This is a genomic window from Pseudofrankia sp. EUN1h (assembly GCF_001854645.1).
Lineage (GTDB): Bacteria > Actinomycetota > Actinomycetes > Frankiales > Frankiaceae > Pseudofrankia > Pseudofrankia saprophytica.
The window spans coordinates 89,211-112,788 of record NZ_MBLN01000075.1; the positions used below are offsets into that span (position 1 = coordinate 89,211).

Sequence of the window (23,578 nt, forward strand, 5' to 3'; positions counted from 1 at the left end):
ACGTGCGGTGGCACGACCGGCAGAAGTCGCTGATGAGACGGAGCCGTTCGGACCACCGCTCACGGACGTCCGGCACAGGCAGCGATCAGCGGCACCGGCCACCAGCGGCGGCTCTTCGTCGGTGCGCGGTCCTGGCGAGGCGCTGGCCGTGTTCGGACCTATGAGACGTGCGGGCCGGACCGAAAGTCCCTGTTGATGGGGGCGGCTGCGGGGCAATCGTGGGATCCACCTCGACGACGGTGCACCTCCCCCCGGCGGGCTGTCGGCGATCGATCATGGCTTCGGCGGCGTGCTGGGGTCAGCCCGCGAGCCTTGGACCATGACGAGGGGCAACATCCTTCGTCGCGATGCGTCGGTAGTCGGACACAGTTTTGGATCGGCCGCCTCGTCCCGTAGCCGTAACGCCCTCCAGTGACCACCAGAAGACGGCGGGCGAGTCAACCACATCTCGTGGTGCCTGATCACTCGGGGCACCTTGTTGCGCCTGCAACGGAGGGAAAAGGCGGAAGCATGCGTGAATATGCGGAGACTAGATGGCCGGTTGCACACAGTTTGGCTACGCTCCGGCCGTGGATGCAGTCAGCCGAGCGGACGTTTGGGCCGACCCGTTTGAGGCGCGGCGGTCCGAGCCACCGCTTGATGGTGACGACCTGATGTTTCCGACTGTTGCTCGCCTTGAGCTCGATGAGTTGCTGGCGCAGTTGGTCGACCGTGCCCAGGACGTCATGGCCACTCAGGGCCGGCTGCGGGGCCTGTTGCGCGCACACCGGATGGTGACGGCGGACCTGCGGCTGCCGACACTTCTGCGGCTGGTGGTCGAGGCCGCGTGCGATCTCCTGGACGCGCGGTACGGGGCGCTGGGAGTGGTGGCCCCCGACAGGACCCTCGAGGAGTTCGTCCACGTCGGCATCGACCCCGCGGACGTCACGCGCATCGGCCACCTGCCAACCGGTCAGGGCGTCCTGGGCGTTCTGATCGACGACCCGCATCCCCGCCGGGTGGACGACATCGCCCGCGACCCGAACGCCATCGGCTTCCCGCCCGGGCACCCACCGATGCACACGTTCCTCGGAGTGCCCATCACCGTGCGTGGCGAGGTATTCGGCAACCTGTACCTGACCGAGAAACGCGACGGCCGGCCCTTCACCGCCGAGGACGAGGAACTCGCGCTCGCGCTGGCGGTCACCGCCGGAGTCGCGATCGACAACGCCCGGCTGTTCGACGAGGCGCAGCGGCGACACCAGTGGATGAGGGCGTCTGCCGAGGTGACCCACGAGTTGATGACGGAACCAGCAGAGCCGATCGACCTGGTTGTCGAGCGGGCGCGAGCCACCGCGCATGCCGACTACGCGGCCATGATCACCCGCGGTGACGATCCCGCCGCCGCGGTCGTGGAGGTCGCGGCCGGAGCGGACACCGCGGGAAACGCGGTTCCCCTCGATGGCAGCCTGACCGGGCGCGTACTCGCCGAACAGCACCCCGTGCTCACCGATGACGCCGCCGCGGACGCCTGCGATCTGGAACGAGGACCTGACATCGGGTGCCTCATCGCTCTGCCGCTGCGGGCCAGCACGGACGCCGACCGCCGTGTTCTCCTCCTGGGGCGCRCCCACGGACGTCAGGTGTTCACGGCCCCCGACCTCGACATGGCATCAAGCTTCGCCGGACACGTGGCGGTCGCCCTGGAGCTCGCCCGGTCCAAGTCCGAGCGGGAACGACTCGTGGTGCTGGCCGACCGCGGTCGGATCGCCCGTGACCTTCACGATCACGTCATCCAGCGAATGTTCGCCGTCGCGTTGGGTATCCAGGACGTCGCGCAATACGAGAAGACCGCGAACGCGGACCGCCTCAACGGCTTCGTCGAGGACATCGACGCGACGATCAAGGACATTCGGCGGTCGATCTTCGAGCTGCGAGGAACCGCCCAGCTCGGGCGCGGGAACCTGCGCTCCGCCGTCGAGAAGATCGCCGCGGACGCCAAAGCCGGACTCGGCTTCGCGCCGACGGTGACCTGCGCCGGCCCTCTCGACACCGTCGTCGACGACACGCTGGCCGCCCACCTGCTGGCGGTGGTACGGGAAGCGGTGTCCAACGCGGCTCGGCACGCCCACGCCACCGCACTGCGGGTCAGCGTCCGCCTGGAGAACGACGAGATCGTCATCGACGCCGAGGACGATGGCGTGGGAATCGGGGACGCGGTCCGCAGCAGCGGGCTGACCAACCTGCGAGAGCGTGCCGACTCGCTCGGCGGGACGTTCCGGCTGACGGTTCCCACCGGGGGCGGCACCCACCTGCGCTGGACAGCTCCGATCTAGGTCCCCAGCCTGCGCGATGCCGTCGGCGGCGGGACCTTCGTAGTCATCGGAACCCATCGACGTGCGTCCGCGCCGGTCGTTGGGCGTGCGCGCCGCATGACGAAGGTCCCGAGGTCGCCACTCCGGTCGACGGATATCGGTCGAGGTCATGCCGCGTATCGTCCTCGGCGTGGAGAAGATTACGGTATTCATCCTCGACGACCACGAAATCGTACGAAATGGTCTACGGCGCACCCTGGAGCGTCATGACGACATCGAGGTGGTGGGGGAAGCCGGGCTCGTGGCGGAGGCGCTGCGGCGTATACCTGCCCTGACACCCAACGTGGCGATCCTCGACGGCCGGCTGCCAGACGGCAGCGGGATCGACGTCTGCCGCGAGATCCGGTCGCAGTATCCAGGCGTCGCCTGCCTGATCCTGACCTCGTTCGACGATGACGATGCCCTCTTCTCCGCCATCATGGCCGGCGCCGCGGGCTACGTGCTCAAGGAGATCCGCGGCACCGACCTGGTGGGCGCGATCCGGACGGTGGCGTCCGGCCAGTCGCTGCTGTCGCCGTCGGTGACGCAGCGGGTGCTCGCCCGGCTGCGCGAGGGACCGAAGCAGGATCCGGTCCTCGCGGAGCTCAGCCCCCGCGAACGCGAGATTCTGGGGCTCGTCGCCGAAGGCCTCACCAACCGCCAGATCGGAACACGTATTCACCTGTCCGAGAAGACCGTCAAGAACTACGTGTCGAGCATCCTGGACAAACTCGGGCTGACCAGCCGCACCCAGGCCGCCGTCCTCGCGTCCAAGCACCTCGGTCAGGACCACCCGGCCTCCTGACTCGCGCTGATGCCGGGTAGCGGGCGACCCAAGCCAGACAGGTCGCCCGCTACCTGGCGACCAGGTCACACGGGGTCGGAAGCGGTGCCGCCGGCGCCATCACCCGGGGGCCGCGCGGACGGGCCCGTGCGGATCGACTCGCTCCGGCGAGGGCGATCCTCCTGCCGGACGAGTCTCGCCCGCAACCGGGCCTGAAGTAGGTCGGTCGCTTCGCGCAGCGTTGTTCCCTCCCCCTGTGCCCGCACCTGGGTCCCGTTGACGTCCAGACTCGCCGTCGCCGACGCCGGGACCGTGCCAGGTCGTCCGCCCGTATCGAGCCTGATCTGCGTGTGCAAGATCGGTTCGTGGCACAGGCGTGCCAACGCGCTCACCTTCTCCACGGCATAGTCGCGTGCTGGCTGGGGCACGGGGCCGGAGATCTGGAACGTGACGACACCGAGATCGTTCCGCGAAGTGCTGGTCATTTTCTTCTCCAGGATGCATCGCCTTGCCGTGCATTCAGCTGCCCATCGGCGGATGAGTCACATGTCGGTCGGCCTTTCCGATCGGGAGTTGCCGAATCCGAGTAGCGGTCCGAACTCGGCGTTCCAGTCGATCAAGCCGGCCTCGATCTCGGGCGGGACGGCCGTGTAGGTGCGGCGCAGAAAGGCCGCGACTCGCTGGGATGGCATTTCCAGGTCGGCCTGGCCGTCCGGGGTCGTCAGCGTCAGGGCCGTGACCCGCCGTTTGGCACCGCAGGCCAGCCGGACCCGTACGTCGCCCACGTCAGGCGGTCGAGGACCGCCCGCCTTCAGCAGGGCGCGCGCGAACGTCCACTCGACGTTCTTGTCGGCCGCCATCCGAATGACGAGTGTTATCGCGATGGGGTCGGCGGGATCAAAACTCAGATGGCCGGTCAGCGGCAGCCGCTCCCCGTTGTCGACGACCAGGCCGATCGGCAGGTCGCAGGTGATCTTCTTTGCCGCGGATGACCGGTGATGCAGCATCTCGACCCTCCTCGTCTTCTGCCGCGGTCCGTTCTGTGCTGGCCTAACCAATTTGCCGCCTGACCACGGCCTGGTCCTGAGACGACCGGCCGGACTTGGTAGGAGGAACGGACCTCTTGCAACGGCCCCGATAGACGCCAGGGTCCCGGCGAACGGGACTGTTGCCCCGTCGGCGCGGGGACCAACGCACCGTGACGGCCAGCCTGACGAGCGAGCGACCGCGCGAGGCCGCTGGACGTCGCGAAGGCCACGTCGCGAAGGTCAAGGCGCGAAGGCCGAATGGCACGGGTGGACCGGCCGGCAGTCATCTCGTTACCCGGCCTTCTGGGTGGGAGCCTGTGACCATGACCGCCGCGCTATGCCTCTTCGTTTTCACCGTTGGAGCCATCTTCACCTTCGCGGTCCATGCCGAACCGGCCAGCATTGATTTCACCGCCGTCGGCGTCATCCTGATGGCGGTGAGCGCCTTCGCCTTCGTTCTCGCGATCGGTCGGGATTTCTGGCGTGATCGGGTTTATCAGGAGCGAGTCCGCCAGGGGACCGCACCTCCGATGCCGATCGACCACTCGCTTCTTGTCGACCGCGACGCTCCCATCGAGGGCGAACGGCACAGCACGGGTGGTGCCTGGCGCCACGACCCGACTACGGACGCCTGGCATCGCGAGCGCGACGAAGGCCGCAGCGGCGCCGACGGTCCACTCGGTGCGGATGACCGCGGCGCTCGTGGCGCCAGCCACGCGGCCTCCCGCGGCGAACACACCGAGACCAGGGCGTGATCCGACGGCGCCGGTGGGCGCTCGGTGGTTGATGGTCATCCGGTCGACGCCGGTGCTGGCGTTCGGCTCGGTGTCAGTCCGCCGCCGCCGGGGATACTCCGACAGCACTGAGAGTGTCGTTCCGATGACGGTGGGGGGCCATGGCTGCGGAGACTCGGGCGCCAGAGACCGTCGTCGCGCCGGCGGAGTTGGACAACCTCATCGGGGTGCTTCGCGGCCGTGGGTACCAGGTGATCGGGCCGACCATCCGCGATGGCGCGATCATCTACGCCGAGATCACCACCGCGGCGCAGCTGCCCACGGGATGGACGGACGCGCAGGAAGCGGCCACCTACCGGCTCGAGCGACGGTCGGATGAGGCCCGGTTCGGCTATGCCGTCGGGCCGCACTCGTGGAAGCAGTGCCTCCTGCCGCCCCGGCTCCGCCTGCTGCGTGTCCAGCGTGACCCGGAGCGCGGCTTCGACGTGCGGGAGGAACCTCCGCCCGATCGGCCGATGGCGCTCCTTGGTGTGCGCTCGTGCGAACTGCACGCGATCGCGATCCAGGACCGGATCCTCGCGGACGGCCGCCACCCGGACGACGACTATGCGGCGCGACGCGCGGACCTGTTCATCGTCGCGGTGAACTGCCATGAACCGGGCGGCACCTGCTTCTGTGCGTCGATGGACACCGGCCCAGCCGTCAGCTCCGGCTATGACCTCGTGCTCAGCGAGATCCTCGACGGCGAACACCGGCTGCTCGTCGAGGCCGGCACGGCCCGCGGCCGCGAGGTTCTCGACCAGCTGGCCAGCCAGCCCGCGCGACCAGTCGACAGGGAGGCGGCGRCAGCCGCGGTGCGCGCGGCCGCTGACCGGATGGGCCGTACCGTCGAGGCGCGGGGACTGCGCGACCTGCTCGCGGACAACCTGGAGCACCCGCGCTGGGACGACGTCGCCGGGCGCTGCCTGACCTGCGGCAACTGCACCATGGTCTGCCCGACCTGCTTCTGCACCACCGTCGAGGACGTCGGTGACCTGGCGGGCGGGACGGCGGAACGCTGGCGCAGCTGGGAGTCCTGCTTCTCCCTCGACCACTCCCACCTGCACGGCGGCGACGTCCGAGCCGCCCCGCGCTCGCGCTACCGTCAGTGGCTGACCCACAAGTTCGGCACCTGGCACGACCAGTTCGGGACGTCCGGCTGCGTCGGCTGCGGACGCTGCATCACCTGGTGTCCTGTCGGCATCGACGTCACCGAGGAACTCGCGGCGATCCGCGGGAACGACGTGGACGGTGACCCGCCGGCTGTCCACCTGCCGCCGCCGACGGACGACGCCGCCGCCAGGGACGCGCAGCGGTGAGCACGGTCGACAGCTCGCTGCGCGACGCGGAGCTGTTCGCCGGAATGCCTCCAGAGCGTCTCGCGCTCCTCGCCGGACACGCCCGGGACGTGTCCTTCCACGCAGGTGACGCTCTGCTGCGCGAGGGGGATCCGGCCGACGTCTTCTACGTTCTGCGGCAGGGAACGGTCGCAATCGAACTGTTCGTCCCCACCCGCGGCCTGGTCCCGATCGAGACGGTCGGCGCAGGTGGACTGGTCGGATGGTCGTGGTTGTTCCCGCCATACCGGCTGGTCTTCGACGCCCACGCGCTCTCGCCGGTCACCGCCAGCGTGGTGGACGGCGCGCGGCTGCGTTCCCAGTTCGCGGCCGATCCCGCGCTCGCCTACGACGTCCTCGTCCGCGTCTCGCGGGTGCTCGCCGAGCGGCTGTGGGCGACCCGCCTGAGGCTGCTCGATGTCTACGGAAACCCAGAGCAGGGCTGACCGGAGCGGCGCCGGGGCCATGACTCCCCGCCCGTTCCGCGTCATCCAGCGGCACCAGGAGACCCACGACACCTGGACCCTGTACCTGGCCCCGGCGGTCGGTACGGAACCGCTTCTCCGCCACCGCGCCGGGCAGTTCACCATGGTGTACGCGTTCGGCGTCGGCGAGGTTCCCCTGTCCCTCGCGGGCGGCGCCGGCTCCAGCGGCGGCGCGTGTCCGACCACCGGCACCGCGCCGGCGCTGGAGCCGGCACCACCCCGCACGGAGCCGGCGGCAGACGGGCGGACGCTGGTCCATACCGTCCGGGCGGTGGGCCCGGTGACGGAGGCGATCTGCGCGAGCCGGCCCGGCGACGTGCTCGGGGTCCGGGGGCCGTTCGGCCGAGGCTGGCCCCTCGACCCGGACCGGCTGGCGGGCGCGGACCTGGTCCTCGTCGCAGGCGGCCTGGGACTGGCGCCACTGCGTCCCGCTGTCGAGTACGTCCTGTCCCGGCGCCAGGAGTACGGCGACGTCGCGCTCCTCGTCGGCGGCCGCACCCCCTTGGATCTTCTCTACCACGACGAGCTCGCCGCCTGGGCCCGCGGCGGTGACATCCAGGTGCTGGTGACCGTCGACGCCGCCGACGCCGGCTGGACAGGAGACGTGGGCGTCGTCACCGCCCTGCTGCCCCGGACCCGGTTCGATCCGGCCCGCACGGTGGCATTCACCTGCGGTCCGGAGATCATGATGAGGCTTACCGCCCAGGCTCTCGTCGAGCGGGGCGTACGCGCGTCCGCCGTGCACCTGTCGATGGAGCGCAACATGCACTGCGGAGTCGGCCACTGCGGCCGCTGCCAGCTGGGCCCGCTGATGCTCTGCCAGGACGGTCCTGTCGCCGACTTCGGCCGGCTCGGCCCGCTGCTCTCCGTACGGGAGCTCTAGATGACCGCTTCAGCCGCCACCGTCCCGGTATCGGACGTCGGCGCCGGCGACCCCGCCACCACGTCTGCCGGGCGCCGGCGCCGGCTCGCGGTGTGGAAGTTCGCCTCCTGTGACGGCTGCCAGCTCACGCTGCTCGACTGCGAGGACCAGCTGCTCGCGCTGGCCGACGCGATCGAGGTGGCCTTCTTCCTGGAGGCGTCCAGCGCCGTGGTCGCGGGGCCCTATGACCTCTCGCTCGTGGAGGGCTCCATCAGCACCGCGGAGGAYGCCGCGCGTATCCGTCAGGTCCGCGCCGCGTCCCGGCGACTCGTCACGATCGGTGCGTGCGCCACCGCGGGTGGCGTCCAGGCACTGCGGAACCTCGCCGACGCCGACGAGTACCTCGCGGCCGTCTACGCCAGCCCCGAGTACGTCACCAGCCTCTCGACCTCCACCCCGGTCTCCACACACGTGCGGGTCGACTTCGAGCTCCAGGGCTGCCCGGTCGACCCCGGCCAGCTGCTCGAGGTCATCGGCGCCTTCCTGGCCGGACGGCGCCCGGCCATCTCCTCGGCCTCGGTCTGCACGGAATGCAAGCGCTCCGGGCGGGTCTGCGTCATGGTCGCGCACGGCACACCCTGCCTCGGACCCATCACCCATGCCGGCTGCGGCGCGATCTGTCCCGCCTACCACCGCGGCTGCTACGGCTGCTTCGGTCCCATGGAAAGCCCGAACACGGCCGCGCTGATCCAGCAGCTGGAGGTGCTGGGCATGGACGAGCGTGGGGTCACGAGGGTGTTGCGGACGTTCAACGTCGGCGCGCCCGCCTTCCGCGACGCCCTCGTGGAACCGCCCGCTGCGGCGGCCCAGCACGAGCACGCCGTAAGCGCGGCCCGTCGAAGGGCTAGAGACGATGAACGGCACTGATCCGACGCGTGCCACCGGACCTCGGACGCCGGGCAGGCCGGCGCGGCTGACCGGGCCGGGGGCAGCGGGCACGAGAACCATCGCGCCGGCGCCGCTCACCCGCGTCGAAGGTGAAGGACGTCTGGTGGTGCGGATCCGCGACGGCCACGTCACMGAGGCCCATCTGGAGATCTTCGAGCCGCCGCGGTTCTTCGAGGCGCTGCTGCGCGGCCGGGCCTACACCGAGCCACCCGACATCACCGCCCGCATCTGCGGCATCTGCCCGGTCGCGTATCAGATGAGCGCGCTCGCGGCCATCGAGGACATCTGTGGCGTCGACGTCGAGGGCCCCGCCGCCGACCTGCGCAGGCTGCTCTACTGCGGCGAATGGCTGGAGAGCCACGCGTTGCACGTCTACCTGCTGCACCTGCCCGACTTCTTCGGCCATGACAGCGCCGTCGACCTCGCTCGGTCCCAGCCTGAGCTCATCCGCGGGGGACTCGCGGTCAAGAAGGCCGGCAACACCGTGATGTCCGTCATCGGCGGACGTCCCATCCACCCCGTCAACGCCCGCGTCGGCGGCTGGTACCGGGCACCGGACCGCGCCGAGCTCCTCGGCCTCGTCGGCCCGCTCGAACGGGCCCGCGACCTCGCGGCCGACACCGCCCGGTTCGCCGCCGGGCTGGACTTCCCCGACGACCACGTCCACCAGCCGTTCGTGGCCCTCCACCAACCCGGCGAGTACGCGATCGAACGCGGGCGGATCGTTTCCACCGAGGGCCTGGACGTCACCGCCGCCGAGTACGACGACGCGGTCACCGAGCGGCAGGTGCCCTGGTCGAACGCGCTGCAGTCCACTCTCGCCGACGGCCGCTCCTACCTCGTCGGACCGCTCGCGCGCTTCGCGGTGAACGCTCCGTCCCTCGCCCCGGCCGCGCGGGAGACGGCCGCGGCCATCGGCCTGCGCCCGCCCGAGCGCAACCCCTACCGAAGCATCCTCGTGCGCTGCGTCGAGATGGTCCACGCCGCCGACGAGGCACTGCGGCTCATCGACGCCTACACCCAGCCGGACTCGCCCGCCCTCCCGACCCCGCCCCGGGCGGGGACGGGCCACGGCGCCACCGAGGCCCCCCGCGGCCTGCTCCACCACCGCTACACCACCGACGACGCCGGCACCATCCTCGACGCGAAGATCGTCCCGCCCACCTCCCAGAACCAGCTCGCCATCGAGGAGGACCTGTGCGGCGTCGTCGAACGCCACCTCGACCTGCCGGAAGCCGAGCTGACGCTGCTCTGCGAACGCACGATCCGCAACCACGACCCCTGCATCTCATGCGCGACGCACTTCCTGACCGTCGACGTCACCCGCGGCTGATCGTCGTCGGGATCGGCAACCCGCACCGCGGCGACGACGGCGTGGGGCGGCTGGTGGCCGGGCTGGTCCGCGGCCAGCCAGGACCCGGAACGGAGGTGATCGACTGCGCCGAGCCAACCGGCCTGCTCACGGCCTGGAACGGGGTGGACGCGGCCTGGATCATCGACGCCGCCGGCCCGCCGGCCCCGCTCGCCGGGCCCGACAGGGCCGGAACGGTGCGCCGCCTCGCCGTGGTCGAAGGCGGCCCGCTCCACCCGGATTCCGTCGCCTCCACGCACGGACTGGACATCGCGCACGTGATCGAGATCGGGCGAGCGCTCGGAGAGCTGCCAACGCTCGTGGTCATCTACACGATCAGGGCCCACCACCTGTCGGCAACCACGCCGATCCACCCTCAGGTCGCGAGTGCCGCCCACCGGGTGGCCAAGGCCGTCGTCGCCGAAGCCGCCGCCTACCCGACAGTCCTGGGCGGCCTCCCATCAGATGATCAGGTTTGGAGTCGCTGGGACGGAGAGCTCCCGGCTGATGATCAGCATCACGTCCGACACCACTGAGCCTCGAGGCCCTGGCAACGAACGGGCGCATCAGGCCTCCCGCATCAGGCCTCCCGGCTCAGGACGACCTTCAGCGCACCGGTCTTGTCCGCGTGGGCGAACACGTCGTAGGCCTGCAGGAACTCGTCGAACGGGAAGTGATGCGTGACGAAGCGGGACGCATTGATCTGCCGGCTGGTCAGCAGGCGCAGCAGCGTGGGCGTCGAGTAGGTGTCCACCAGGCCGGTGACGATCGTGACGTCTCGTGTCCACAGCCGTTCCAGGTGCAGGGTCGCCGGCTTGCCGTGCACGCCGATGTTGGCCACCCGCCCACCCGGCCTGATGAGATCGGCGGCGAGTTCGAACGTGGCCGGAACCCCGACCGCCTCGATCGCGACATCCACGCCCAGCCCGCCGGTCAGCTCCATCACCACGTCACGGGGATCCTGCTCACCGTTGTTCACGACCAGGTCCGCGCCGAACCGCTTCGCCGCGTCGAGCCGGCTCGACGCGAGGTCGATGGCGATCACGTGACTTGGGCTGAACAGCCGCGCTCCGCTGATCGCGGACAGACCGATCGGCCCCGCCCCGACCACCGCGACGACGTCCCCGGGCCGGATCTGACCGTTGAGCACGCCGACCTCGTAACCCGTCGGCAGGATGTCAGAGAGCATCAACAGCTCGTCGTCGCTGACACCGGCCGGCACAGGGTAGGTCGAGTTGTCGGCGAACGGCACGCGGACGTACTCGGCCTGGGTACCGTCGATTTCGTTTCCAAGAATCCATCCGCCACCGCCGAGGCACTGGCCGTAACGGCTTTCTCGGCAGAACCGGCACACACCACACGCGCTCACGCACGACACGAGGACGCGGTCGCCGACCCTCACGTTCTTGACACCCGTGCCGACCTCTTCGACGGTGCCGACCGCCTCGTGGCCGATGATGCGACCGTCCGTCACGGCGGGAACGTCGCCCTTCAGGATGTGCAGGTCCGTRCCGCAGATCGTGGTGGTGTCCACACGCACCACCGCGTCCGTGTCGGACAGGATTTCGGGACGCGCGACGTCCTCCCAGGACTTGACTCCCGCACCGTGATAAACAAGCGCCTTCATAGCGGCCTCCAGATGCCCGGGCGAATCAGCCTCCCTAGACTGCGTCCGGGGAGGCAGCCACAGGAGAGGCTGAAGGTCCCGCGCCCGCCGGCCGCTGGACACCCCTGTATCAGCTCCGGGCCGCCCGGTCGGTTGACTGCCCACCTGAGCAGGTGAGGACGAGCCGTTACGGCCAGATGATCCTGGAGCGGAAGTGACAAGGCGTCCGCATCCCCCAAATCCTGCACGGGTCGGGACCTTTGATGTTCTCGCACCGAAAGCCGGTGGGCAGAAGGTGTGGTTCGAGGTCCGAAGAAGGCCCGGGACAGGTAGGCGGGTGTCGGCTCCCGCCAACGAGGCGGGCGCCAGACGGACGGCGCCCAGTGGGAGGGGATGTCCACGTCGCCCCGCGCGGGTCTGTCGGGCGGGGGTAGCGGCCAACGTGTCGCGAAAACCGCTACCCCCTGCCGGCAAGCTATCGGCCGGGCTGGCACTCTCCTGGCCACCGACATTCCCAGCCGCCCAGATGAGGCCGAAGGTCTCGCCCGGATCTATTCGCGTGTCGAGCAAAGCCGTCGACTGACGGGTCGCAGACCGCCCGCCCCCGCCGCCCGTCCGGGGCGGGCGCGGTACGGCGGGGATCGCGCTGACACTCCGAACCGGCAGGAATCCAACATGAGGGAGAGCCTCCCTCTCGCGAGTTCCTATTGCGGGTATCGCCCGTGCCAGTGGCCGGTCAGGCACCAGCATGAATGTGGGATGCCCACTCGGAGGGGTGACGGGGCCAGGAGTCACGCAGATTTCGGGTGGCCGTGTGGACGGCGCCGGCGATGTTCGGGGGCTCGCTGAGGGTGGCGTAGATGTACTCGGCGAAGGTGACGGCGCTGTGGTCGGCGACGGGCCAGAGGGTGGCGATGACGTGGCGGTAGCCGGCGAGCTGGAACGCGGAGGCGAGGTGGATCGCCTCGTCGGCGAGCCGGGCGCCGGGACGGGCTGTCTCGCAGGCGGACAGGAACGCCAGCTCGGCGTGGTGGAGCCGTAGCTGGGCCACGTCGACCACGGTCAGCGGCTGGTCGTGCAGGAGAAGCCGGCTGTTCGACGGGTCGGTGATCTCCGCGGTGCCGTGGCAGGCGAAATGCACCCACCGCGTGTCCGGCAGCCCAGCGAGGACGGCCTGACGTGTCGCCTCGGTGTCCGTCAGCACCGTCACGCCGCCGGGAAATCGTTCTTCCAGGCTGGCAGCCTCGGCATGTGCGCCGGGCAGGTCGGCTGCTCCGGGGGTGTGCGGCATCGCCACCGCCATCACTGACTGCCTGTCGAGGCCGTCGGTGGGACGTGGCCGCTCGGTGTCCACGTGACCGACGCGGCGTGCATAGGCCAGCCCGCGGACCGTCGGCGTGTAGGAGGAGATCACTCGATCGATGACCGTGGCCGGGGCAGGGGCGGTGCGGCTGGAGTGATGACCCGCGGCGTGAACAGGAAGAAATGACAGCAGCCCGGCCACGCACCACCACACCCGGGGCCAGGACTGTTCCTCCTCGGGCGGCCCGTGGATTCCCAGGTGGTCCAGAACCGGGCCGGCCACGGCGTCCCACAGCCAGCCCAGTATGTCGTCCAGCCGCCGCTGCGCGGCGATCCTGGTCGCGGACGAGCGGGGTGTGGCCAGGGCGTCGAGGAAATCGGCCACCCGGTTGTTGACCTCGGCGGGGGTCAGCTCACCCAGCTCGACGACATCGATACTGCCGGAGGTCACGAGCAGGGCATGGGACCCGAAGGCGGAGACCGCGACGATCACGACCGGACCGTCGGCCGCCGCTGCCCGCAGCTGTTCCACCGGCGGGGGCAGGAGGAAGTCCCGGAAGGCCGGCAGCGCGCGGATCTCCGCGACGTGCTGGTCGAAGTCGGCGACCGCTCGTTGGCGCCGCGCCTGAACGCGGGCCATTCTGGCGGAATCCAGCAGCGCGGCGCCCGGCTGTTCCGCCGCTGGTTCGGCCGGCTCACTGGGCCGGTCGAGCTCGTAGCACAGCTCGACAAACCGTCTGGCGAGGTCGGGGTGAAGCTCGGCAAGCGCCGTCACGTCGGTACGGGTATCCAGCGCCTGGCCCAGCAGCACGCCGCGGCCCTGCTCGAACAGTTCCACGGCACGCTCAGGCAGGCCCGCGCGCACGCAGCACRCCGCCGCGTCCGCGGCCAGCCCGCTCATCTCGAACAGCAGATGCTCCTGGTCGGGGCGATCGAGGCCACGCGGCGCCACACCTCCCAGAAGACCGACGGCTGTCTCGAAACCGGCCRCCGCCTCCCGCCAGCGTCGGGCCGCCCCGGCGGCACGCCCCCATACAAGGGCGCCTCGGGCGCGCGCACGCGGCGAGGCCACCTCGACCGCGGCGGCCGTCTGTCCGGCGCGGACCGCGGCGTCGAGATCTGCCTGCACGCCCGTCTGCTCGAACCGGATGTTCAGCGTCGCACCAAGCTCGGACAGCATCGCTGCCCGGTTCGGATGGTCGGCGGGGATGGTGTCCACCGCGGCCTGCCCGGCGCGGATTGCCGCATCGAGATCGGGCAGGGCGCCACCCTGTAGATACCGATTGCGCAGCGCGAGGGTGAGGTTGAACAGCGACGTGGCCCGGCTGGGGTGGTCAGGGGGAGCCACCTCGATGGCAGCCTGTCCGGCACGGATCGCGGCGTCCAGGTCGGCCAGAACGCCGGTCGCTTCGAACCGCGCCTGCAGCGAACCGCCGAGATTGGACAGGCGCCCGGTGAGGTTGGGGTGGCCGGCCGGGGTAGCCTCTACGGCCGCCTCTCCGGCGGTGATCGCGGCGTCGAGATCGGTCTGCATGCCGGTTCGGTCAAACCGGCTTTGCAGCGCAGCGCCGAGGTTGGACAGGTACCTGGCGCGGTAGGGGTGGTCGGCCGGAGTGGYCGCGACGGAGGCCTGTGCGGCGCGGATCGCGGCATCGAGATCAGCCATCGCCCCACCCCGCTCGAATCGGATGCGAAGCGCAACGCCCAGGTTCGACAGGTATATGACCCGGTCAGGGTCGTCGGCGAGAGCCGCGTCTACCGCGGCCTGCCCGGCGTGGACCGCGGCGTCAAGATCTGTCATGGCGCCGCTCCGTTGAAACCTGACGCGCAGCGCTATGCCGAGGTTGGTCAAATACGTGGCGGCGACCGGGTTGTCGGCGGGCGTCGCAGCCACCGCGGCCTGCGCGGAGCGGATCGCGGCGTCGAGATCCGCATGTGCGCCCGTCTGCTCGAATCGGATGCGCAGCGCGGCGCTGAGATTGGACCGGTACCCGGCGGCGGCAGAGCCGATGGCAGGTGTGGCCGCTACCGCGGCCTGTCCGGCGTGGATCGCGGCGTCGAGGTCGGCCAATGCGCCGTCCAGCTCGAACCGGGTCTGCAGCGCACCGCAGAGGAAGGACAGGCGTACAGCGGAATCGGGGTCGTCGGCGGGGGTGGCCTCGACCGCGGCCTGCGCGGCGTGGACCGCGGCGTCGAGGTCGGCCTGCACACCGGTCCGCTCGAACCGGGCCTGCAGCGCGACCGCGAGGTAGGCCAGCAGCGCGGCCCGGCTGGGATGATCGGCGGAGGTACCCTCGACCGCGGTCCGCGCGGCGTGGACCGCGGCGTCGAGGTCGGCCTGCACACCGGTCCGCTTGAACCGGGTCTGCAGCGCGACGCCAAGACTGGCCAGCATCGCAGCCCGCTCGGGGTCGTCGGCGGGAGCTGCAGCCAAGGCAGCCTGCCTAGTGACGATCACGGCGTCGAGGTCGGTCGAGGCGCCGCCTCGCTCAAACCGGCTCTGCAGTGCGTTACTTAGGTTGGCCAACATCGCCACCCGGTCGGGGTGGTCGGGTGGAGCTGCCTCCAAGGCAGCCTGCCCAAAGGCGATCATGGCGTCGAGATCTGTGTGCGCGCCTGTCTGCTCGAATCGGGTCTGCAGCGCGGATCCAAGGTTAAACAGCATCGTGGCCCGGCTGGGGTGATCGGCGGGCGTGGCCTTCACCGCGGCCTGTATGGCGGTCATAGCGGCGTCGAGGTCGGGCGAGGCGCCGCTTCGTTTGAACCGGCTTTGCAGCGCGGCGCCGAGATTGGACAGCATCACGGTCCGGCTGGGGTGGCTGTCGGGAGTTGCCTCCACCGCGGCCTGCCCTATCCGGATCGCGGCGTCGAGGTCGGCCTGTGCGCCGGTCTGGTCGAATCGGGCCTGCAGCGCAGTGACGAGGCTGGACAGGTAATCGGCCTGGTTGGGCTGGCCGTCGGGGGTGGCGTCCACCGCGGCCTGGGCGGCGTCGATCGCGGCGTCGAGATCGGCCAAGGCATGACGGCACCCAAACCGGGTCTGCAGGAGGACGCCGAGGTTGTACAGCATCGCCGCCCGGTTGGGATGGTTGTCGGAAACCAAGTCCGCTGCGGCCTGTGCTGCGTGGATCGCGGCGTCGAGGTCGGCCAGCGAGCCGCCGCGTTCAAACCGGGTCTGCAACGCTATGCCGAGGCTGGCCAGGTATACGGCACGCTCGGAGTGGCCGGCGGGTACTGCCTCCGCGGCCGCCTGTCGGGCGATGATCTCGGCCTCGAGGTCAGCCACGGCCCCGTCCCGCTGAAACCGGGTCCGCAGCGTACGGGCGAAGTTGGACAGAACCGCGGCCCGGCTGGGATGGTCAACAGGAATTGCCGCCACCGCGGCCTGTCCTGCGGTGACCGCGGCGTCGAGGTCGGCAGAGGCGCCATCCCGCTCGAACCGTATGCGCAGGGCACTGCCAAGGTTGGACAAATGGCCGCCACGGTCCGGTCTGTCGGCCGGGGTGGCCTTCAGCGCCTCCTGGGTAGCGGCGACCAGGGCGTCGACGTCGGCAGAGGCACCGTCCCACTCGATCCGGATCTGTAGCGCGCGGCTCAGATGAGACAGGTACATGACGCGATCGGGGTGGTCGTCGGAGATCGTGCCCAGGGTTTCGCGCAGGAGATCGATCGCGGCATTCAGCGCGGCACGGTCCCCGGTGCGCAGCGCCTCGTCTACCAGGACGGTGGCGTTGGAAATCCGAGACGCGGGCGTGTCGATGGGAGACGGCGGATGGGCGTCGAAGTGGGCGCGCACTTCATCAGGGAGCGCGTCCGGCAGGCTCTGGTACACCGGCGCGAACAGGACCAGCGCCGCCGCAAAGTCCCGTTGACCCTCCTCTGGGCCCAAGGCGATGCAGCGCGCCCAGTGCAGCCACCCGGCCTGAAAGGYGACTTCCAGATCGGCGAGAGGGTCGGGAACGCTGCGAAGCAGAGCCTCCAGCTCGGCGACCGCCTTCGGACCCAGGACCGTGGCCGGGTTCCGGTAGCGGAGGAAACGCACCAACCTGGATTGTGCCCGGGCGAGCGCCCGCTTCCGCATCTTTGCCCCCGTATCAACCCGTCGTCGGGCGCGGCGACGGATCTGGTCCCACTCAGACCGTCAACGGTTCCTGATGGGCTGAGCGTCGAACCGGTCCGTCTCCTGAGCCACATCAACAGAATGACAGACCGCGTCTCGGCCCGTGACCATGCCCGCACCAGCGGTGCTGGGAGCAGTCCACGTAATCTCGCCAGCCCGCGACGGGCCGACATAGCCGCGGCTTGGCTAGCCCTTGTCTTCGACACCTGTCGTGTCGCTGCTAGAGGCCGCGACGGCGGCAACACCGCGTTCCTTCGTCGCCGGGTCCGCGACCGACAGGATCCGCCAGACAGCCGCGGTTAGTGGTCCTTCGCTAGGCTAAGTCGATCTTCTAGCTGTCGGGGTGGTGATCGTGCGGCAGGTCCCCGATCCACGATGCCTGAGGAATGGTTGACTGAGTGGCGTGACCATGGGGCCGGATTCATCCTGGGCGGCAAGGGAGCCGTGTTGCCCCGCGGGCAGCGATGACTGACCGACCGCAGGCACAACCGGAAGCGGTGGCGGCGCGGCCRCTGGTCGACCCGGTGCTGGTCGTCTACCTTTTCGCTCCGCTTGGCGGGCCGGGCGCCTCGGACGCGTTCGACCACCTGCGTACTGTCTGGGACGCGTGCCGGGCTCGCCTGGGTATGGATCAGGCGATTGGCGCGATCGGCGCTCCGGACACATTGCCGGACAACCTCACCGGCCTGTCGGCGACGACCGGCCTGCCGCCGACAGGCCGGGTATTGAGCGCCCAGGCTGGCCGAGACGCGCAGGCCGGCCGTGGCGAGGCGCTGCTGCGGCTACACCACGAGGTGCTGAGCCTCACGGTTCGGCTGGGGCCTCCGGCAGGGGCGCGGGGGTGGCGTGAGCTGGATGAACGCTGGTCCACGCAGACAGGACCATGGCCGCCCGAAACGATCACGGCTGTTCCCGTCGGTGGCCAGAAAGCCGATCCGGCCGAATGGGCCGATCCGTCGATCGGCGCGCCGGACGCGGCGCTGCTGGGTAGCGCCCGGGCGTACCTCGGGCTCATGGACGACACAGACGGGCAGCCGGTAGCGGCGGACGCAGCGACTGCCCGTGCACTGCTGACCTCCCTGCCGGCCGACATCGGTGACGACTGGGTGACCCGTGGCGCCGCGACCCGGTCGGGTTATGCCGTATGGGAGCTCGCCGACTGCCCCGAGGGACGGCAGCGGCGGCGGATCGTTGTCATAGGCCCACGCAGCCGGGAGAACGGGCTGAGCGCCTGGGCCTGGTCGCGGGGGACGGCCGAGATGACGCCCTTGGGCTACTACCTCCTGCAGGCGGCGAAGATTCGTTACCTGAATCGGCTTTGGGACGACGGACGTCGGGTCCGGGCGACCCGCGCCGTGTTGGACGGGATCACGGGCTCACTCGCCCGGCTGCTGGCGGAGGCTCCCCGGGCCACGGCGGCCGACGCCGCGGCGGCCCAGGTGGATGAGCGCGCCGACCCGGCGAACGACCTGCGGCGCCGGTCACGAGCCGCCGCAGCGGTCCTGGTCACGCAGTCCGCGGAGATCGGAGACCTCGCCCAGGCCGTCGACATCGCCACGTCGAACCTGGCCGAGGCCCGCAAGGCCGAGGTGCCTGTCGACCCGTCCGCCGGCTTGTTCGGCGATGACGTGGCGATGGCCCGTCTCTTCGCGCAGTCGCTCGCCGACGAACACAGCTATGTCGAACGCTCGTTGACCCGGTCGCGCGCGACCGCCGAGCTCGCCGCGGCGGACGGCCCGCCGTCCCCCGAGCGGCCACCGCCGCGCCCGCCGGCGCCGCGACCTGGGTCGTCCACGCCCCCGTCCGTTCCGCGCCGTCTTGAGGACTCAGCTCGTCAGGACCTGCTGAAGGCGCTGGCGAGGGCCGTCTACCGGCCGGAGAGCGCCGTCGAGCTGCTGGAGGCCGTGGGCCTGAACAGGTCGTTGCAGGCCCAGATCGGCCCGTCGGGCGCGCTCGCTGCCTGGACGACGAACCTTGACGAGCTCGAGAACGGCAGGGTGGCAGACCCGCATCGCCGGCTCGTCAAGGCCGCTCTGGAGCGCTACCCGTACAACGAAGACTTCCGGGCCGCGGCGAGACATCTTGGACTCCCCGTCGCAGACTTGTGATCCCCCGCTGCAAGCGGCCCAGCTGGTTCTCACGACTCGCGGAACCATGGTCAGCCGGGACGCGAAGAGCCGCGAAGAGCCATTATCATGTCAGCCCATGGGGGACAGTGGCGCTGTTGTGTCGCCAGTACCAGCCGAGCTTCGGGGCCAAGCCTTGCTGACACTCCGCATGGCGCCCCGTTGGCGTCTCCCGCGGCAACAGTGGGACGACCTGGCCGGGCTTCTCTCTCTGCTGGAAGCGGCGCTGGACGCTGGCGACTCCACCACGTTCGGCAGGGCCGTGGACGACCTGATTGTCCTCGCCCCGACCAGGAACGTCAGCAACGTCGACGGTCCCGTCGTCGCGCCGCCGCCCGAGAAGATTCGCGAACGCCTCAACACGCTGGTCCATACGCTGAGCGAGCCCCTGCTGGAGGTCGCCACCGAGCCTGCTCGCCAGCCGGACCTGCCCGGCCAGCGCTGAGCAGGGTCCACCCGCGCCGACGGCGATCCCGAGGACGGGGGTCACCTGAGCGAGCTCCACACCGACCATCGGGGTGACAGTGACGCGTGACCGAACGTCAGCGTCGGTCTCGTTACGGTCCGGCATGAATGTGCGACGCCCACGCTGACGGTCGTGAATACTGCTCCTGGAGCATACGAAGCGCCGCGTCATGAACGGCGTTGGCGACGCCCTCTCCTGCCGCGAGCCCGTCGTAGACGCGGCGGGTGATCCTCGCGGCGTATACGTCGTTGACCGGCCAGAGGGTACCGATCACATGGCGGTAGCCGGCGAGCTGGAACGCGGACGCCAGATGTATCGCCTCGTCGGTCAGCCGACGAGGCGACTGCGCCGTCGAACAGGCGGCCAGAAATGCGAGGTGTGCGTCCTCCAACCGCAGCCGAGCGACATCCACGACGGTGAGGGGCCGCTGCTGGTGATCTGCGAGCAGCAGCTTGCTGGCAGAGGGGTCCAGCGGGTCGACCTGCGCGTGACAGGAGAAATGGACTGACGGGGCTGACCGCATCGCGGTCAGCACGGACGTACGGCTCGCGTCGTTCCCGGTCAGTACCAGGGCGGAAGGGAACCGGCTACGAATGTCGTCCGCCTCGCTGGCGGCCCCGGGCAGGTCGGGCTCGTCGGGAGTTGTGGGCATGGCGACCGCGAGCACGCGGGGTACCACGTCACCGACGTGCCCGTCGACGCTGTCCAGGGCGCCACTGACGCTGTCGCCCGCCGATCGTTGGGAACGCACACGTCGTGAGTATGCGAGGGCTCGAAGGGTCGGGGTGTACGAGGAGATCGCGCGGGTGATCACCGACTCCGCGATGCCGGATCCCATGTCATGGCGTCCGGCGGCGTGCAGGGGGAGAAGCGACACCGGTCCCGATGGGCACCACCAGACCCGAGGCCATGGTTCGCCCGGCTCGGGAGCCGCCGTGAGGCCCAGCCGGGCGAGGACGCTGCTTGCCAGGTCGTCCCACAGCCAGCGCAACGTGTCGGACAGTCGTTGCTCCGCCTGCCGGCTGGAACTGGAATCAGCGTGCGACCGGGCCCTGTCGTCGACAAAGGCCGCCACCCGTTCCTCGACCGCCTCGACGTTCAGCCTTGGCAAAGGCACTGGTTCCTGCACCTCCCCGCCGCTCACGATCAGCGCATAGGAACCGAACGCGGATATCGCCACGATCACAACGTGGCCACCGGTCGAGACGGCCGCCAGCTCGTGCACCGACCATGGGCGCAGGAAGTCGCCGAAATCCGGCGAGGCTCGAATCTCTGTGACGATCTTTCCGAATGCCTCGACGAGTTCGCGGCGCTGCTCGTCACGGCGACGGGACCAGACGGCACGGAGGTCGGCAGCGTCAACACCGTCGGTCCCGGCACCCGCGTCGGCGCCGGGCACGATGCTCGGCTGGGCGACGCTGTCCGCCTGGTCCAGCTCGTCCCGGAGGGCGACGAATCGGCTGGCCAGGGCCGGGTGACGGGCGCGCAGTGCCGTGAGATCGGTGCGAGTGTCCAATGCCTGGCCCAGCAGGACGCCGCGGCCCTGCTCGAACAGCTCCACCGCCAGGTCCCAACGTCCGGCGTGGACACAGCACACCGCGGCGTCCGTCGCCAGGCCGCCGAAATCCTCCAGGAGGTGCTCCTGGTCGTCACGGGCAAGGCTGCGCGGCGCCACGAGACCCAGGAACTCCACCGCGAGGGTGAAACCCCGCACCGCCTCGTCCCACCGGCCGTCGGTCGCGGCGGCGAGTCCCCAGCGCCGGGCCGCGGCGGCCCTTCGTCGTGGCGTGGCGCTCTCGACCCGTGCGGCATCCTGGTAGGCGTTTCTCGCCTCATCCAGATCCTGTCGCGCGCGGAACCGATCGAACCTCAGCCGCAGGGTGTCGCCGAGATTCGACAGATACAGAGCACGGTCGGGATGGCCGTCGGGGGTGGCGGCCACCGCGGCCMGGATCGTCTCGGCGGCCTCGTCGAGGTCGCCTCGCTCACCGGTCCGCTCGAAGCGGGCCTGTAGACAGATACCAAGGTTCGACGAGTGGCCCGCGAGGCCCGGGCCGCCGAGAGGGCTCGCGGCGACCGCCGCCCGGGCCGCCTCGACCGCGTCGTCCAGGTCGGAGGCATTGGCGGCGCTCGCCGAGCGCTGGAGAAGCGTGGTGCTGAGGTTCGTCAGATATAACGCGCGGTCTCCATGATCCTCGGGGGTCGCGGACACTGCCGCTCGGTCCGTCTCCACCGCTTCGTCCAGGTCCTGCTGGCTTTCGGTCCGCGCGGACCGGATACTCAGGGCGATTCCGAGATTCGACAGGTGGGTGGCGAGGTTCGCATGGTCCGTCGGTGTCGCGGCGACCGCCGCCCTGCCCGCCTCGACCGCCTGGTTCAGATCGGCCAAAGCGCCATTGTGTTCAAACCGGCTCCACAGCCGGTTTCCTAGATTCGACAGGTACATGGCGCGGTCGGGATAGTGAACCGGGCATGCGGCGACGGCCTCCCGGGCCGCCTCGACCCCCTCGTCCAGATCCTGGAGCACCGCGGTCCGGTCGAACCGGGCCTGCAGAGCGGTCGACAGATTCGACAGGTACATGGGGCGGCTGGTGTGATCCTCGGGGGTGGCGGCCAATGCCGCCCGGGCCCTCTCGACAGCCTCGTCCAGGTCCGCCCGGCTCCTGTCCCACGCCGCCCGGGTCCACAGCAAGTTGCTGAGGTTCGTCAGGTACTTGGGGTGGTTGGCGCCGCGAACGGCGCTGGCGGCCACGGCCGCCCGTGCCCGTTCGACGGCCTCGTCCAGGTCCGGCCGCTCCCCGGCCCGTTCGAATCTGCGACGCAGGGTGATGCTGAGGGCGGACAGGCGCAGGGCGTGGTCGGGATGACCCTGGGCGCTGGCGGCCACCGCTGCCCGGGCCAGCTCGATCGATTCGTCCAGATAGGGCAGACCATCGGCACGCTCGTACCGAGTGAGCAGGAAGATACTCAGATTGGCCAGGATCGACGGGCGGTCGGCGTGGTCGGCGGGTGCGGTGACCAGCGCCGCCCGTGCCGTCTCGATGGCCTCGCCGAGGATTTCCAGGCCCCCGTCCCATTCGAACCTGAGCCACAGCGCGCCGCCCAGATTCGACAGGTATTTGCAGCGGTTGGGGTCGGTTTCCCTGGCGGTCGTGACCGCCTCCCTCATCAATTCGATGGCCTCGTCCAACTGAGGCATGCCAGGAGTGCGCTCGGACTGGTCCTGCAGGGCGAGGCCGAGATCCGACAGCCACCGGGCCCGGTCCGGATGATCCGGCCCCCCGGCCGCCAACGCCTCCCGAAGCAGCCGCACGGACTTGTCCAGCTTCCGGTCGTCACCGTGTCGAATTCCCTCGCGAAGCAGCCGCCCGGCCCCGGCCGCACTGTCCACGGCGATCGAGCGATCGAGTCGTTCCTGAAACCGGAGCAACCGTTCCTGCGTCCGTATGAGCCGCGCCCGAACCCCCATGCCTGCATGCCATCACCTGGAAGGCGGTCCGGTACAGGAATGCGGAGATCTGTTTCTCACCCGCCGCTGTGAATATGCGACGACCGGGCGTGGGAGCAGCGGGAGGACAAGCTCGGCCTCCAGCTCGGCTCCTGGCAGATCGGCGAGCCCCGGTGCCGAGGGCATGGTCACCAGCACGCCCACCACTCGGACCGTGCCGGTCGGAGCGGCGGCGGGCGTGCGTGAGCGCTCGCACGGTGGGCGTGTAGGACGACACCACCCGGTCGAGCACCGTTTCCGGACTGGCGGACGCGCGGGTCTCGTGCCGCCCTGCCGCATGCACCGGAAGGAAGGACAGCAGCCCGGCGGTGCACCACCACACTCGTGGCCACGCGTCGCCGGCAGGCKGGGGCCGGCCATCGCGGCCTCCGCCTCCGCCATCGCCTCCGGCGCCAGTACCAACGACGGTTCGCCCAGCCGGGCGAACCGCAACAGTCGCCGTCGCAGGCGCACGAGCGCCAGCCGCCCCATCCGCACCCCCGTCCCGGACCGGCCGCCCCGGCGCCGGCGCCTTTCGCTGGCCCGGGCACCGCCTCGGCCGCAGGACGC

At 70.3% G+C, this 23,578-nt stretch carries 16 protein-coding genes; 11 read left to right on the top strand and 5 right to left on the bottom strand.

Annotated features, from left to right (window positions below; translation table 11 throughout):
- Positions 1-653: 653 nt before the first annotated feature.
- A complete protein-coding gene (locus BCD49_RS29870) occupies positions 654-2,315 on the top strand; it encodes a sensor histidine kinase (protein ID WP_071042160.1) in 1,662 nt (553 codons plus the stop codon).
- Between the two features lie 148 nt (positions 2,316-2,463).
- A complete protein-coding gene (locus BCD49_RS29875; RefSeq protein ID WP_007507100.1) occupies positions 2,464-3,138 on the top strand; it encodes a response regulator in 675 nt (224 codons plus the stop codon).
- Between the two features lie 65 nt (positions 3,139-3,203).
- Here BCD49_RS29875 and BCD49_RS46540 read toward each other — a convergent pair whose 3' ends face one another.
- A complete protein-coding gene (locus BCD49_RS46540) occupies positions 3,204-3,602 on the bottom strand; it encodes an HPF/RaiA family ribosome-associated protein (protein ID WP_007507098.1) in 399 nt (132 codons plus the stop codon).
- A gap of 57 nt (positions 3,603-3,659) precedes the next feature.
- Positions 3,660-4,124, bottom strand: coding sequence for an SsgA family sporulation/cell division regulator (locus BCD49_RS29885; RefSeq protein WP_007507096.1), 465 nt, complete (start codon positions 4,122-4,124; stop codon positions 3,660-3,662).
- 338 nt (positions 4,125-4,462) lie between these two features.
- Between BCD49_RS29885 and BCD49_RS29890 the strand changes: the two genes are divergently transcribed.
- The 7 genes from BCD49_RS29890 to BCD49_RS29920 all read left to right on the top strand — a co-directional run bounded on the left by BCD49_RS29890 (position 4,463) and on the right by BCD49_RS29920 (position 10,437).
- The gene (locus BCD49_RS29890; protein WP_051466263.1) at positions 4,463-4,900 is read left to right on the top strand and encodes a hypothetical protein; all 438 of its coding nucleotides are present in this window, start codon (positions 4,463-4,465) and stop codon (positions 4,898-4,900) included.
- A 140-nt stretch (positions 4,901-5,040) separates the two neighbouring features.
- Positions 5,041-6,237 (top strand): 4Fe-4S dicluster domain-containing protein, encoded by a 1,197-nt coding sequence (locus BCD49_RS29895; protein WP_083401775.1) that lies wholly within the window; start codon positions 5,041-5,043, stop codon positions 6,235-6,237.
- Positions 6,234-6,701 (top strand): cyclic nucleotide-binding domain-containing protein, encoded by a 468-nt coding sequence (locus BCD49_RS29900; RefSeq protein WP_007507089.1) that lies wholly within the window; start codon positions 6,234-6,236, stop codon positions 6,699-6,701. The genes BCD49_RS29895 and BCD49_RS29900 overlap by 4 nt, the downstream gene beginning before the upstream one ends.
- Positions 6,673-7,623, top strand: a complete 951-nt coding sequence (locus BCD49_RS29905; protein WP_007507086.1) for an FAD/NAD(P)-binding protein — start codon at positions 6,673-6,675, stop codon at positions 7,621-7,623. The genes BCD49_RS29900 and BCD49_RS29905 overlap by 29 nt, the downstream gene beginning before the upstream one ends.
- On the top strand, positions 7,624-8,529 hold the full coding sequence (locus tag BCD49_RS29910; protein ID WP_007507084.1) for an oxidoreductase: 906 nt from the start codon (positions 7,624-7,626) through the stop codon (positions 8,527-8,529).
- Between the two features lie 124 nt (positions 8,530-8,653).
- Positions 8,654-9,883: a Ni/Fe hydrogenase subunit alpha gene (locus BCD49_RS29915; protein WP_007507082.1), complete on the top strand. Its 1,230-nt coding sequence runs from the start codon at positions 8,654-8,656 to the stop codon at positions 9,881-9,883.
- On the top strand, positions 9,841-10,437 hold the full coding sequence (locus BCD49_RS29920; protein ID WP_007507080.1) for a hydrogenase maturation protease: 597 nt from the start codon (positions 9,841-9,843) through the stop codon (positions 10,435-10,437). The genes BCD49_RS29915 and BCD49_RS29920 overlap by 43 nt, the downstream gene beginning before the upstream one ends.
- A gap of 44 nt (positions 10,438-10,481) precedes the next feature.
- Here the strand turns inward: BCD49_RS29920 and BCD49_RS29925 are convergent, their stop codons facing one another.
- Together BCD49_RS29925 and BCD49_RS29930 are read right to left on the bottom strand one after the other, a co-directional pair.
- Positions 10,482-11,528: a zinc-dependent alcohol dehydrogenase family protein gene (locus BCD49_RS29925; RefSeq protein ID WP_007507078.1), complete on the bottom strand. Its 1,047-nt coding sequence runs from the start codon at positions 11,526-11,528 to the stop codon at positions 10,482-10,484.
- 715 nt (positions 11,529-12,243) lie between these two features.
- A complete protein-coding gene (locus tag BCD49_RS29930; RefSeq protein ID WP_116439442.1) occupies positions 12,244-16,890 on the bottom strand; it encodes a CHAT domain-containing protein in 4,647 nt (1,548 codons plus the stop codon).
- A 536-nt stretch (positions 16,891-17,426) separates the two neighbouring features.
- Here BCD49_RS29930 and BCD49_RS29935 point away from each other — a divergent pair.
- Positions 17,427-19,037 carry a CATRA conflict system CASPASE/TPR repeat-associated protein gene (locus BCD49_RS29935; protein ID WP_027140597.1) on the top strand — a complete coding sequence of 537 codons (1,611 nt, stop codon included), beginning with the start codon at positions 17,427-17,429 and terminating at the stop codon, positions 19,035-19,037.
- A 97-nt stretch (positions 19,038-19,134) separates the two neighbouring features.
- Positions 19,135-19,500 (top strand): CATRA system-associated protein, encoded by a 366-nt coding sequence (locus BCD49_RS29940; protein WP_106410201.1) that lies wholly within the window; start codon positions 19,135-19,137, stop codon positions 19,498-19,500.
- A gap of 112 nt (positions 19,501-19,612) precedes the next feature.
- Here BCD49_RS29940 and BCD49_RS29945 read toward each other — a convergent pair whose 3' ends face one another.
- Complete coding sequence (locus tag BCD49_RS29945) at positions 19,613-22,912, bottom strand: CHAT domain-containing protein (RefSeq protein WP_158072974.1); 3,300 nt, start codon at positions 22,910-22,912, stop codon at positions 19,613-19,615.
- Positions 22,913-23,578: the final 666 nt, after the last annotated feature.